A 13,436-nucleotide genomic window follows, 5' to 3' on the forward strand; every position below is an offset into this window, starting at 1 on the left:
GAATAAAAAAAATTATTTATATAACGAAAAAACAAGACTATGCCTTGCGGAAAGAAAAGAAAAAGACATAAGATCGCTACTCACAAAAGAAAGAAGCGCTTAAGAAAAAACAGACATAAGAAGAAGTAATTTCTTCCGCGTTTAGTAGGGCCCACTTTGCTATGCAAATGTGGGCTTTGGTCTTATACATCCTAAATAACCATTTGAGAGAAATTGAGTAACGAACTGATTATCAATTCTACTCAGGATGGGGAACGCATCGCGCTTTTGCAGGACAAGCGCCTGGTGGAGTATCACTTCGAGTCGAAAGACACGGACTATATAGTTGGTGATATTTTCCTGGGCACTGTAAAGAAAGTGATGCCTGGCCTAAACGCTGCTTTTATCGACATTGGCTACCACAAGGATGCATTTCTGCATTACCACGACCTGGGAGCGAATGTAAAGACGCTTAACAAATACGTTAAAGCAGCGCAGACACAGAAGAACGCTTCACCGAAGCTAAACCAGTTTAAATTTGAGCCTGAAATAGATAAGCTCGGCAAGATGGCTGACGTCCTCAAAAAAGGACAGCAGCTGTTGGTGCAAATCGTTAAAGAGCCCATATCTACCAAAGGCCCGCGCCTCTCCTGCGAAATATCGCTGGCTGGCCGCTACCTGGTGCTCGTGCCGTTTTCAAACACGGTAAGTGTATCCAAGAAGATCGTCAGCAAAGAAGAGCGCACGCGCCTGAAGCGCCTGATCAGTTCCATCAAGCCAGAGAACTTTGGCGTCATTATCAGGACCGTGGCCGAGGGCCGCGATGTGGCGGAACTCGACAAGGACATGCGCAACATGATTGCGAACTGGGATGAGGGCTTTAAAACCCTCCGCGTAGCCAAGCCCAATGACAAGGTCATTGGCGAACTGAACCGTTCTTCCTCCATCTTGAGGGATTTATTAAACGAGAGCTTTGACAGCATAGTAGTGGACGATACGACCCTCTATGACGACATCAAAGCATACATCAGCAGTATTGCCCCAGACCGGTTAAACATTCTGAAGCATTACACTGGTAAGACAAAGACCTTTGAACACTTCAACATCGAGAAACAGCTGAAGGCTGCTTTCGGCAAAACAGTGACCATACCAGGCGGCGGATACCTGGTGATCGAGCACACCGAAGCGCTGCATGTGATTGATGTGAACAGTGGGAACAAATCCAATACCGAAACCGATCAGGAGGCCACCGCGCTGAACGTGAACATGATGGCGGCCAAAGAAGTGGCCCGCCAGCTGCGCCTCCGGGATATAGGTGGTATCATTGTGATTGACTTCATCGACATGAAGTCGCCGGAAAACCGCCAGAAAGTATATGAGGTGGTGAAGGAGGAAATGAAGCGCGACCGCTCCAGATCAACCATTCTGCCCATCTCGAAGTTTGGCCTGCTGCAGGTAACGCGGCAGCGCGTAAGGCCAGAGCAAAACATTATTACCGGGGAGGTTTGCCCTACCTGCAACGGCACCGGTAAGATCACCGCCAGCATACTGGTGACAGACGAAATTGACGCAGCGGTAGACGACCTGCTGACCAGCCACAACCACAAGAGCCTGACGCTTTACCTGCACCCTTTCCTATATACCTACTATACGAAGGGGATCGCCTCGAAGCAGATGAAGTGGTTCTTCAAGTACTTTAAGTGGATAACCTTGGTAAAAGACACCTCCCTCGGCATCATGGACTTTAAAGTGATGGACGACAGGGGAGAGGAGATCGAGTTACGCGCAGCACTATCCGATGTGAGCGTGGTAGCACCAGAAGAAGAGTAACATCTATATATAAAAAAGCCGCCCCGAATCTTTCGGGGCGGCTTTTTTATATATAAACGGTGCAGACGGGAAGCTCTTAAAACTTCACCCCCACATCAATGGAAACGCCGTTGTTTTTCAGGGCTATGTTGTTGTCGCCCAGCTGCTTTTCGTAATAGTCGTCAATGTCGGTGAGGCCGCGGTGGTAGGTGATGCCCCCGAAAATTTTGGTGCTCTCGCCCATCTGGAACTCAACGCCTCCGCCCAGGATCGCATCAGCCTCAAAAATATTGAACCGTTTCCCTACTCTGTCGCCGTCTATCACTTTCTTGTTGTTTACCTGTGCGGCCACCTTGGTGTTAAGCGAGCCTCCCACCTGGAAATAGGCAATAGTGCCGGGGGCCACTTCGTTGGTAAAGAGTTTCAGGGTAACCGGAAGCTCGATGTACTGCAGGGAGATGTCGTCTTTGCCACTGGTGGAAATCGTTGCCCCGGAGCCATCCTCGCGGGTATAGTTGTAGGAGATCTCGCTGCCTTTGCTACGGTAGATCAAACCGGTGCTGAAGGCATAGTTCTGGGAGAAAAAGTAATCCGCCACCACGCCCACGCCGAGCCGGAGGGAGCTGCTCTCTTTCTCAAAATTGTACCTGTCCTCGGCTATAAAACGATTACCGGTGATGGTAGGCGATAGCATCAGCCCGATCTCAACCTGCGCCATCGCGGAGAAGCCAGCGACTAAAAACAGCATCAGGAGTGTAAGTTTCTTCATAAGTGTAGTTTAATTATGCGTTGTGTTACCCTAATACGACGGAACACCCTATTTTTGTACAAAGATACGCAACAATGTATTACAGATTTCTATTACTAACAACACTTCTGCTCTCTTTCGGCTGCAAAGACAAAGGCTGCGAACTCCCCGAAGAAATTGCCGAAGTGCCTGTAAATGTTGAGATAGAGCGGATGGAGAAACCCTTTTTCGCAGCGGCCTCCGAACAGGACATCGCTCGCTTCCTGAAAGAGAACCCATTCTTCGCCAGCAGCTACCTTCAGTTGAAGCGTGATTCCACGGATGCGCGTATCGTCTCGTCGCTGTACGAGATAGCCTCGAACCCCTCGCTGGACACCCTGGCGCAGCAGGCCGGGCAGCGCTTCGGGGACATGGACGAAGAGGAGCAGCAACTGGAGACGGCGTTCAAGGTGGTGAAGTACAATTACCCGGAGTTCCGGGTACCGGAGGTGAAAACATTCGTGACGGGGCTTGGGAGCCTGGGCAACGATATTTATATATCCGACAGCCTGCTGGTCTTCGGGCTCGATTATTTTATCGGTGAAAACGCCAGCTACCGCCCGCAGGTATATGAGTATATCCAGAACCGCTACGAGCGCGAGAAAATGGTGCCGGCGGCCATGCTCCTGCTCTCGGACCGCTTCAACAAAACCAACCCCGCCGAGAGAACCCTGCTGGCGGAGATGCTGAACATTGGCAAAGCCTACTATTTTGTGAAGGCGGTGCTGCCCTGCACACCCGATTCTGCCATCATCAGCTATTCGGCGCAGCAGGTTGCGGACGTAAACCGGAACGAAGGCCGCATCTGGGCGCATTTTATTGAGAAGAGCCTGCTGTACGAGAAAAGCCCGTTCGTGGTGAACAAGTATATAGGCGAGCGCCCCAACACCCCTGAAATAGATGCCACGGCCCCTGGCCGCATCGGCGCCTGGGTAGGCTGGCAGATCGTGCAGGAGTATATGGAACGTAACCCGGATGTAACACTGCCCGAACTGATGGCCGAAACCGACTACAGCAAAATCTTCAACGAGTCGAAATACAAGCCGGAGCGGCGGAAGTAGGTTATTAATCGTTGATTGTTAATTCTTAATTGTTAATTGATGGTTGTTGATTGATACTTGAGAGAAGATCATGAGAGTCATATGCATCTATGGATAGAGCAGAAGTTCATATATAATTTCCAGCAGGTATATATGCTTACCGGGTTCTCCATATATGCTTTAAATTTATCGATACAGAGATACATGTTTATATATAACCCTGAACCAGTCGGGAGATTCTACGCAACCAATAACTGACAACTAACCGCCACCAACCATCAATCACCGAGCAGCAACCATCAATCAACGCATGCACATCGCCGTTTTAAACCAGCACCACCAGAGCCCGGATTGCCCTGCCACCTGCCGCCATTACTCCTTTCTGGAAGAACTGGCGAAGCGGCATCGGGTGAGCCTGGTGGCAAGCGACGGGTGGCGGCGCACGCGCATCACGGCCAACTATCCCTGGGTGCCGGCGGGGGTGGAGCTTTACGAGTGCCGGGTGCCATACGCGAATAAAATGGGCATTACCCGGCGGCTGCGTTCCTTTGCGGGGTTTGCCGGCAGAGCTTTCAAGGCAGCTATGCGGTTGCAGAAGCCGGACGTGATCTGGGCCGTTTCCACCCCCCTCACCACGCCCTGGATTGCCGCGCGGGTGGCGCGCCTGCGGGGGGTACCGTGGGTGTTTGAGGTGCAGGACCTGTGGCCCAGCTTCCCGATTGCCATGGGGGCCGTGAAGGGCCGGTGGCTGAAGCAGCGGCTATATAAGCTGGAAAAAAGGCTTTACCACAGCGCCAGCCATATCATCACCCTCTCCCCGGATATGACCGCCTACGTGCGCAGCATGGGCATCAGCCCAGACAAGATCACCACCAACTACAACGGCACCGATCTGCAACTCGTGGACGCGGTGCAGGCAGCGGAAGTGGAGGCGCTGCGGCAGAAGCATGGGTTGCAGGGGAAGCAGGTGGTGCTGTACGCCGGCACCTACGGCCGCGCCAACGACATCCCGACGCTGCTGCAGGTGGTGGAGCAGATGGCCGCCAACCCCGCTATTCAGTTCATCTTTACCGGCAGCGGGTACTACGAGCCGCAACTGCACCAGCTGGCGCAGCGGGTGCCCAACCTGCTGCTGCTGCCCCCGCAGCCGCGGGCAGAGATCTTCCAACTTTTCAAACTCGCCTCGCTGTCTGTCGTGTCGTTCAACAACCTGCCCGTGCTGGCGAGCAACTCCCCCGCAAAGCTATATGACAGCCTCGCCTGTGGCACGCCCGTGCTGGTGACAAACCCCGGCTGGACGAAAACCTTTGTAGAGCAGCATGGGTGCGGCTGGTACACGCCGGCAGAGCAGCCGGAAGCTATGGCGCAGGTACTAAAGACGGTGCTGGCGCGACCCGGGGCACTGAAGGAGGCAGGTGTGCAGGGACAAACCATTTCCCGGAAATTGTTTGACCGGCAGCAGTTGGTGTTAGGCGTGGAGGAAGTGCTGCAGCGGGTGGCGCTTAAGCTGCCGTAGCGGGTGAAGTAGCGTTCCTGCTTCTTTATCCTTCATCATATAGAGGGTGAATCATCATTTATGTTTCCTCTGCCCTTTCTTCCTTTTTCTTTACGGACGTTGCCCCGCGCTTCAGAAATGTGGCACATGCTTTGGTTATAGATAGAAAGATAAGGAAGCAAATCTCCGGACCCGGTCTTTTGCGCAAAATCAATCCTTCACCCTTAAAAGACAAAGAAGATGAAAAAGGCATTTGTAGTGCTTGCGTTAGGTATACTGGTTGCTGGCAGCGCTGTGGCACAGCAGGCACCAAAAAAGGAAAGAAGCCACCATACCGAACAGCGGGACGGTAAGGACAGGAAAGGCAACCGGACCCCGGAAGAGCGTGCTACCCTCCGGACAGAGAAAATGAGCCAGGAACTTGGACTGAATAAATCCCAGACCAGGAAACTACAGGCGCTCCATCTTAAGCAGATGCAGGAACGGGAGGCCATGCGCGCGCATCATAATGAAGGAGAAAAGCGCGACAGAAACCAGCGCCGGGAGATGAAAGCTTCCCGGGAGAAGTGGGATGCAGAACTGAAGGACATCCTCACCAAAAAGCAATACGCCAAGTACCAGGAGCAGCGCAAGGAAATGCGGGTGCAGCATCAGGAAAGAAAAGGCCATGATGGCCATAGAAACAGACAAAACCGCCAGCACCAGCAGGAGCGAAGCTAAGTGTAGCAGGAACCATGATATATAAAAGCGCCGCCAAGCTGTAAATCTTACAGCTTGGCGGCGCTTTTATATCCGGCCTGTCCCGGTTTATATATAGCACGGGCCTTTATGCTATAGCTTATATGGCTTCCGGTGTCAGAGCGGGGGCGGCTTTTTTACGGTCGGCCCAATAGCCCCAAAGCACCAGAATCCATTGCAGTTGCCCGGCCCATGCTACAGCCGTGATGTCGGTTGGCGGAGGCCCAAACACGTTGGCCGCATATACCAGCACCAGGAAAACAACCAGCGCCCACAGCGCATACGTTTTCGCTTTCGAAACGGCAGGCCTGGCCCTGAGATACAGCCATATGCCGCCGATAAATAAAAGCCCTTCCACCAGCAGCGTGCCGGGGAGCGAATGCCAGAGGCCGAGGCCCACCACAGGCGAGTTGCCCGGCCACAGCGGCAGGTCCGGCACATGCACCACCAGGTCGAGGAACCAGTGGCTGATTACCAGCAGGCCCAGCACAAGTGCCGTTTTTCTGTCTTTCTGGAGCAGCCAGTACACCAACCCGAACAGCAGCCCCCAGCCCAAAACCAGCAGCAGGCTATGCGAAATGGGGTAGTGGGTGAAATCGAGCGGCGTGATGTTGTCCGGGTTGGGCGCGATGGCAGCATGCTCCAGGTTCAGGAGGAGCAGCGTGGGCCAGAGCAGGTCCAGGAACTGGGCGGCCAGGAACATCGTGCCCAGCGAGGCTTTGGGCGCTACGGCTTTGCCTGCAAAGCCAGCAGCAAAATGACCGATGAACATAGTTTTATATAGGAGTTGAGGTGGCGCATCAGGAAAGCAAATGTAAAAAATGCCCTCATAACCTATATATACTTCAGCGTTCTTTTTTCTGCATCGCTCTGCATGGCTAACTCTATCACCCTGATGACGTTGCGCGCCTGCTCGGGCGTTACCTCCAGCTCTTCATCGCCCGTGAGGGCACCGTACACATTCTGGTAGAACCCGGTATAGTCACCTGCTTCGCTCTCTACTTTACCCATGATGTGCTGCCCGTTCAGCTCCGTGTTGAGCCTGCCCCATATATCCTCCGGCTCTTTGCCCCAATCTGTTGCCCCTTTCGGCGCGTTGCCTTCTTTCAGAGCCGCCTCCTGCACATCCAGGCCATATTTCAGGAACGAGCCTTTGTCGCCATAGATCTTGTAGCGCGGCCCCTGCTCGCGCACCAGCATGCCGGATCTCAGGATCACGCGCAGCGCAGGGTAGTGCAGCAGGAGGTGAAAGCTGTCTGTGATCTGGCTGTGCCGGCGTTGCGTGCGCAGGTCAGCGGATACCGCTTCGGGCGTGCCAAAAAGGCAAAGCGCCTGGTCGATCAGGTGCGAGCCCAGGTCGTAGAGAATGCCGGAGCCGGGGGCGTCTTCTTCCTTCCAGGTGTTGGGCTTCAGGAAATTCCGGAACCGGTCGAAGTGCGCCTCATACTCCACGACGTTGCCCAGCAGGTTGCCCGCTAAGATTTTCTTTATTGTTTTGAAGTCGCTGTCCCAGCGGCGGTTCTGGTAAACCGTCAGAAGTTTGCCCTTGCTTTTGGCCAGCTCCATCAGTTCGTCTGCGTCGGCGGAGGTAACGGTGAACGGCTTCTCCACCACCACGTGCTTGCCGGCCTCGAGCGCTGCTTTTGCCAGGGGCAGGTGCGAGACGTTGGGCGTGGCCAGCACCACGAGGTCAATGGCCGTGTCCTCAAAAATAGCCCTGGCATCCTGCACGATCCCGGCCTCCGGGTAGCGCGCCTGGGCCACAGCGATGTTTTCAGGTCGGGTCTCCCTGATCTTGGAGAGGTGCAGGCCCGGCACATGGGTGATAAAGGGGGCATGGAACACGCTGCCGGACATGCCGAAGCCCAGCAGGCCAACGTTTATGGTTTTGCTCATAAGAAGAAGGTTCTCAGTATATAATGTCTTGCTGTGGGGTAAGTTAAGCAGAATTTCGGGCGATTGCAGCTTATGGGGCCGTAAAGCTGCCTTAGCGCCTCTCCTCACTCAGCGAAACCAGCATGCCCGTCACGCCTTTCACCACTTCGCCCATTCTCTCAAAGTCAAGTGTGTCGATGGTATCGGTTGGCATGTGGTAGTGCGGGTTCCGCAAAAAAGACGTGTCGTTCACCATCACCGCAGGGAAGCCAAGTCTGGCGTAACTCCGGTGGTCCGACAGGTTTGCCAGGCCATCCGTCACCGGGAATGCCACCGGAAACACAGGAATGTTGCAGTGCTTCTGCATGCGCGCGGCCAGCGTGTCGGCTACTTTTTTCTGCGAGCTGCTGCCTGCTACCACGGCGAAGTTGCCCGTGGTCGGGAAAAACTTTTTCAGGGAAGGGTCAGGGAAGTGCTGCGAGTCAGGGGCGTCGCTGAAGTAACCGATCATTTCGTACGCGATCATATATAACACCGGAACTTTCTCCTGCACCATCCGGCGTGCGTGCACGGCGCTGCCCATCTCATCGGACCCGAAAAAAGGCGGCTCCTCCAGGCAGTAGGCGACAAACTCGAGTGTATAATTCAGCTTTTCCCGCTGCTGGTAGGCATATAGAAGCCGGGCGGTTTCCAGCAGGCCAGCCACGGCGCTGGCGTTGTCGTCGGCTCCCGGCTGGTCGCCGCACACGTCGTAATGCGCCCCGATGATGATCCTGTCCTGACGCGTGCCTCTGTATATAGCTGACACATTCCGGTACTTTTCCCCGCCCCGCACCGTGAACTCCTGGTATTCGATCTGGTCGAAATCCAGTTTGTGCAGCTCGTCATATATATGGCGCGAGGCTACCTCCAGGGATTGCCTGTTCCGGTAGTTGCGGGCGGGTTGGATGGACATCAGAAAGGCCACATCCTGATAAAGACGCTGTATGTCAGGTTGTAATGCCATCGCCTTTTCGCTTTGATAAAGTGAAATATGGACCATTCCTTACAGACCTTACGTGCAATTGGGTTGCGCTGTCGCCTCCTGCTAATTTATATCGATAGCATATATAGAAAAGAAGGGAGCCGCTTTACACGTGCAACAGCAGGCAAGGCGCAGTTTCCTCAAAACAAGAGCAGCCTGCCGGAACGCTTGGTCCACAGCAGGCTGCTTTGTGCTCATCATAAATACGCTTACATATATAGATTCTATGTAGCATCAGTCAGAACAGCGTGTGGCATATATAAACTACTCTTTCAGCACCATATCAATGCACAGCACGGCACCCAGCAGCAGCACCCGGATGTTGTTGTCCTGCGGCACCTGTTCTTCCACCTTCAGTATATAATTGTCTGCGGAGGTGAAGAACTCTTTGCCGATGCCGGCCCACTTTTTGGTGACGCGCGCAAACTCCAGCTCGTCTTTCATAAACTTAAAATCCCAGCTGGTCCACTTGCCTTTCAGGGAGAACAGGAAATTCTCGTTCGCGTCTAACACGCTGAACTTGCCGCCAAATGAGAAAAGCTTTTGCTTCAGCTTGCCTACCACGTTGTCGTGCTCATCCAGCACCTCCACTTTCGACAAAAAGAAAGACGCGCCTCGTTTCACCGTCAGCACTTTCTCGCCGCTGGTGTTACTAACCACAATGTTGAAAGGCGTCATCCTTTTGTAATCGGTGAAACGGAGGATGCGCGTAAAGATACCCAGCTTCTCTTCCCGGCATGTCATCAGCATCTGCTGGTTTTCCGGGTCATATATATCGAAGTTGTTGGCGGCCTTGAACATGCCGGTGTGTTCTTTTACGAAGAATAGGTTTCTGTTCAGTACAGGGTGCATCGTGCGAAAGGTTTGTTTCGTTAGCTTCAGTTTTCCGGCATAGCCGGTACTTGTTAAAAGCTAAATATAAAGATTTTCTAATATATATAACACACCACTAAGCCTGAATGAATAAACATGCTGGAAGATATTCTTACATGAGGAAAGAGAGACTACGATTTACCCGCCCAGCTTATTCTCCGGATCGTCGGGGATGTTGGGGAAATTCTTCTGGAAAAAGGCGCAGAAGTGGGAGAGGGGGCATGCTTCGCATTTGGGGCGGCGGGCCAGGCAGATATAGCGGCCATGCAGAATAAGCCAGTGGTGCGCCTTGGACACCAGTTCGGTGGGCAGGTTCGCCACCAGTTGCTTCTCTACGTCCACAGGCGTTTTGGAGGCCTTTGTTACCAATCCCAGGCGCTTGCTTACCCGGAACACGTGCGTGTCTACGGCCATGGCGGGCTGGTTCCAGATAACGGAGACGATGACGTTGGCGGTTTTGCGGCCCACGCCCGGCAGTTTCACCAGTTCCTCCACGGTGCTGGGCACCTCCGCGTTGAAGTTTTCCACCAGCATTTTCCCGAGCCCGGCCAGGTGCTTTGCCTTGTTGTTGGGGTACGAGATGCTTTTGATATAGGGCAGGATTTCCTCGGGGGCGGCCGTTGCCAGGTGCGCCGGGGTAGGGTAGGCCTCAAAAAGGGCGGGCGTCACCATGTTCACGCGCTTATCGGTGCACTGCGCGCTCAGCACCACGGCCAGGATCAACTCATACGGGTTTTGGTACGCCAGCTCCGTTTCCGGCTCCGGGAAATGCTCCGTAAAGTACTCGATCAGGCGCGTGTAGCGTTCCTTCCTTCGCATAAAAAAAGTTTGCAGTCAGTTAGACTGCAAACTTAAGCTTTTTGAGTAATTTAAAATGTTGTCGATGGCCTGCTGGCGCGGCGCTTTGGCGGCATCATCCAGGAGCTGTTGCATCAGGAGCAGTTCGGAACAGCTGGCTGCCAGCTCTTTGTCCTGCACCAAAGCTACTTCCAGCTGCTCGAAGGCGTCATCGGCCAATTCGTTGTATACATACTGGATAAGCTCATTCTGAGTAGAGGTTTTTATCATATGCTATATTGTTGTTTTGCATCTTCTTCCGCAGGTTTATCAGCGCGTAGCGCATACGGCCCAGGGCAGTGTTGATGCTCACACCAGTAGCGTCCGCTATCTCCTGGAAGCTCATTTCCGCGTAATGCCGCATCATAAGCACTTCCCGTTGCGTTTGGGGCAACGTTTGGATAAGCTCGCGCAAGCGGGCATGCGTGTCCTCTTTTATCTGGACAGACTCCGCAGAGTCCTCCGAAAAAGACATGTTGTTGAACACATTGCTGCCGTCCTCCAGCGTGATCATCGGGCTGCGTTTCTCTTTACGGAAATGGTCGATTGCCAGGTTATGGGCAATACGGCAGATCCAGGAGGAGAACTTGCCTTCCTCATTATACCGGCCGCCTTTCATGGTGTGGATCGCTTTGATAAACGTATCCTGCAACAGGTCCTCGGCTGTATAAGAATCCTTAACTATTAAAAAGATCGTTGTGTAGACTTTGTTCTTGTGCCTGTTTACTAGTTGTTCAAACGCACTCTCTTTGCCTGCGATATAAAGCGAAACTAAAGCAGAATCGCTTATAAGGGTGGATGTATTCATGTTAAAGCTACATTAGGTTAACGTAGAGCTTTATATCATATTGTAGCGTTTACTAGTTAGAACAAATTTTTTGTGATGAGTAAATCAAATATATAGAATGCGTTTTGATTGTGCAAGCACCGGTCCTGCTATTGCCGAAAAAAATATTTTGCTTTTATACCGCCACCCACACCCCTGTCGTTAGGCCGGTTTATGCAAGGTTTTTCCCTGTTTTCTGTAACAAGCGCCGTGCCATTGTAAGCAGCGTTTCCCACCAATGTGGGTGGTGCCGGTATCTACGTAGAGACGGCAGCTTAAGATTGCCCGATCAGGCCTAGCTTCATCTGGAAAATATAGGCGATGTTCGTTGCCTTCTGTTTTGCCTCCGTGGCTTTAGGCCCTTCAAAAAGGTCGCCGATGGTTTGGGTGAAAAGCGCGATCCATCGGCTGAAATGCTCCTTTTCTACGGGGAGGCGCATATGCTTCGGGAAGGGCTGGCCCTTGTACGCCATGCTGCCGAAAAGCACCGTGCTCCAGAACTTGTACATCACGGGCAGGTGGTGCTGCCAGTCTACCTGGGCAAAATCGTTGAAAACGGGCGAAAGCAGTTCATCCTGGTTCACGTTGTCGTAAAAAGTGTCAACCAGCAGCTTAATGTCTTCCTCGGTTTCTATGTCTTTTTTCATCTCTGTTCCTCTCCTGTTTTATCCGGACGAATTTAAAACCTGTCGCTTCGCGTAGGTTTCGCCCGCTCCCGCATTACCCGCTCCTAAAAGTTTTTGGGCCGGAGCGGTCATATTAAGGCGCGGTACCAGCATCCTGCAAGATTAGGGAGATCCTGTAACTTGAAAAATGACCTGAGTCACCGTGCGGCGAATTTTAGTGCGGCAGGGGAGGCGACGTTTCTGCAACGGTGGCTGGGTATATATGGGAATATATAAAGAAGCAGGCTACAGAAGGTGAGATAACGTTATATGGAGTTCTTGCCTTCTTCCAGAAACGGATGGGCATAAAAAATCCTTCGAAAGAGATGGGGATCTTACCGAAGGATATATGGTTGAAAAATCAAAAATGCCCGGGGGCTTACTTTCGGCTGTAGCCTTTAATACGGTTCAGAATGAGCAAAAGGCGGCGGTTGATCTCCCGCTCTTCCACCAGCGAGCACTGCGCGGAGATATGTGTTGGCATCTTAAGTTTCTCCTCCACGTTTTTCAGGTGCTCGAGGTAGCAGGTTACTGTGGTGCAGGACACATGCTTCAGCGCGTCCTCCTGTGTCTCCTTCTCCTTTTTATATTTCAGGTTAAGGGCTTTCGCTATTTCCGTATTTATCAGCTTCGTTACATCAGCGTCAGTCGTAATCTCCTGCTGGCACACCTTTCGTTCGATGTTTTCCAGCAAGCTTCGGATATCAAGTACTTCCATGTGCAAAATAATTAAGGGTTGTGAAAAAATATTCAGGGCCGCCTACCAGGGTAAAGCTACGCATTCGCAGTACATGCGTTCGCTTAAGATATGGTAGTTTACAGAATGTTAATGATAACGCAGCTTTTATAACCTTATGATAATGGATAGGCTGCCCTTCACCTGATTATCTATAGCTGGGTGCTATTTAAAACAATGTATAAGGAAAGTTTATCGTAAAATGTTTATACTGAATTAAGGCATAGCTTGTTTCGTTCAGGCCTTATTTTGATGCCTCTGCTTTGAGCACACGGTGGTGCGGAGCGGGCGGGCCTGGTGCTAAACGGCTACGCGGTGACGGCAGAGGTGCAGCCACTCGAGGGCATCGTGCTCGTTGGTGAAGTAGTGCAGGGCCAGGCAATTGCTGCAGGTGTTTCCTGCCGCCTCGGGGCCAGCACCTGCTATAAGTTGCTCATACTGCAGCGGCGACATCAGGTACGCGCTAAAATTCGTGCTTCCCAGCGTTTGCTTCAGGGCAGGTATGAATATGGCCGAGAACCATTGCTGCTCGTCTGCCCCGCTGAGATTGCGGAGACGCAGGTCGTGGAGCCAAAAGCGCGCCCCTTTCTGACCGGCCAGCTGCAGCACGGCCGTGTAGCCTTCCATAAACTGGACCAAGGTGACAGGCGTGCGCCAGCGGCAGAAGAGCACCTGCAGGTCTTTCTGAAAGTCAGCCTGCAGGAAGGGCAGCGTTACTTTCTCGGGGGCAGTCATAGGCGGTAAGTTTAAGC

Annotated in this window: 15 protein-coding genes; 4 read left to right on the top strand and 11 right to left on the bottom strand. The window is 52.7% G+C overall.

The features are described from left to right. The first annotated feature begins 213 nt into the window (after positions 1-213). A complete protein-coding gene (locus tag ABD920_RS04350) occupies positions 214-1,809 on the top strand; it encodes an Rne/Rng family ribonuclease (RefSeq protein WP_345157047.1) in 1,596 nt (531 codons plus the stop codon). Positions 1,810-1,885: 76 nt separating this feature from the next. Here the strand turns inward: ABD920_RS04350 and ABD920_RS04355 are convergent, their stop codons facing one another. Beyond that, positions 1,886-2,557: a porin family protein gene (locus tag ABD920_RS04355; protein WP_345157048.1), complete on the bottom strand. Its 672-nt coding sequence runs from the start codon at positions 2,555-2,557 to the stop codon at positions 1,886-1,888. Positions 2,558-2,631: 74 nt separating this feature from the next. On the opposite strand from ABD920_RS04355, the gene gldB reads away from it, so the two are divergent. From gldB to ABD920_RS04370, 3 genes are all read left to right on the top strand, one after another. Beyond that, positions 2,632-3,636, top strand: a complete 1,005-nt coding sequence (gldB, locus tag ABD920_RS04360) for a gliding motility lipoprotein GldB (protein ID WP_345157050.1) — start codon at positions 2,632-2,634, stop codon at positions 3,634-3,636. Between the two features lie 289 nt (positions 3,637-3,925). Beyond that, positions 3,926-5,131 (top strand): glycosyltransferase family 4 protein, encoded by a 1,206-nt coding sequence (locus ABD920_RS04365; RefSeq protein WP_345157052.1) that lies wholly within the window; start codon positions 3,926-3,928, stop codon positions 5,129-5,131. 219 nt (positions 5,132-5,350) lie between these two features. Further along, positions 5,351-5,830: a DUF4890 domain-containing protein gene (locus tag ABD920_RS04370; protein WP_345157054.1), complete on the top strand. Its 480-nt coding sequence runs from the start codon at positions 5,351-5,353 to the stop codon at positions 5,828-5,830. A 118-nt stretch (positions 5,831-5,948) separates the two neighbouring features. On the opposite strand, the gene ABD920_RS04375 is transcribed toward ABD920_RS04370, so the two are convergent. From ABD920_RS04375 to ABD920_RS04420, 10 genes are all read right to left on the bottom strand, one after another. Continuing rightward, the gene (locus ABD920_RS04375; RefSeq protein ID WP_345157056.1) at positions 5,949-6,620 is read right to left on the bottom strand and encodes a metal-dependent hydrolase; all 672 of its coding nucleotides are present in this window, start codon (positions 6,618-6,620) and stop codon (positions 5,949-5,951) included. Positions 6,621-6,682: 62 nt separating this feature from the next. Next, positions 6,683-7,744, bottom strand: coding sequence for an oxidoreductase (locus ABD920_RS04380; RefSeq protein WP_345157057.1), 1,062 nt, complete (start codon positions 7,742-7,744; stop codon positions 6,683-6,685). Positions 7,745-7,835: 91 nt separating this feature from the next. After that, complete coding sequence (locus tag ABD920_RS04385; protein ID WP_345157058.1) at positions 7,836-8,729, bottom strand: M28 family peptidase; 894 nt, start codon at positions 8,727-8,729, stop codon at positions 7,836-7,838. A gap of 282 nt (positions 8,730-9,011) precedes the next feature. Then, positions 9,012-9,599 (bottom strand): LURP-one-related family protein, encoded by a 588-nt coding sequence (locus ABD920_RS04390; RefSeq protein ID WP_345157060.1) that lies wholly within the window; start codon positions 9,597-9,599, stop codon positions 9,012-9,014. A gap of 159 nt (positions 9,600-9,758) precedes the next feature. After that, complete coding sequence (nth, locus tag ABD920_RS04395) at positions 9,759-10,439, bottom strand: endonuclease III (protein ID WP_345157062.1); 681 nt, start codon at positions 10,437-10,439, stop codon at positions 9,759-9,761. 15 nt (positions 10,440-10,454) lie between these two features. Next, on the bottom strand, positions 10,455-10,688 hold the full coding sequence (locus ABD920_RS04400) for a hypothetical protein (RefSeq protein WP_345157063.1): 234 nt from the start codon (positions 10,686-10,688) through the stop codon (positions 10,455-10,457). Beyond that, entirely contained in the window at positions 10,663-11,265 is a 603-nt protein-coding gene (locus ABD920_RS04405) for an RNA polymerase sigma factor (RefSeq protein ID WP_345157065.1), read from the bottom strand. The genes ABD920_RS04400 and ABD920_RS04405 overlap by 26 nt, the downstream gene beginning before the upstream one ends. Positions 11,266-11,558: 293 nt before the next feature. Further along, positions 11,559-11,930 carry a group III truncated hemoglobin gene (locus ABD920_RS04410; protein ID WP_345157067.1) on the bottom strand — a complete coding sequence of 124 codons (372 nt, stop codon included), beginning with the start codon at positions 11,928-11,930 and terminating at the stop codon, positions 11,559-11,561. Positions 11,931-12,327: 397 nt separating this feature from the next. Further along, positions 12,328-12,666 carry a hypothetical protein gene (locus ABD920_RS04415; protein WP_345157069.1) on the bottom strand — a complete coding sequence of 113 codons (339 nt, stop codon included), beginning with the start codon at positions 12,664-12,666 and terminating at the stop codon, positions 12,328-12,330. Between the two features lie 318 nt (positions 12,667-12,984). Continuing rightward, a complete protein-coding gene (locus tag ABD920_RS04420; RefSeq protein WP_345157070.1) occupies positions 12,985-13,419 on the bottom strand; it encodes a hypothetical protein in 435 nt (144 codons plus the stop codon). Positions 13,420-13,436 lie beyond the last annotated feature (17 nt).

The sequence above is a fragment of the Pontibacter saemangeumensis genome (assembly GCF_039541895.1).
GTDB lineage: Bacteria > Bacteroidota > Bacteroidia > Cytophagales > Hymenobacteraceae > Pontibacter > Pontibacter saemangeumensis.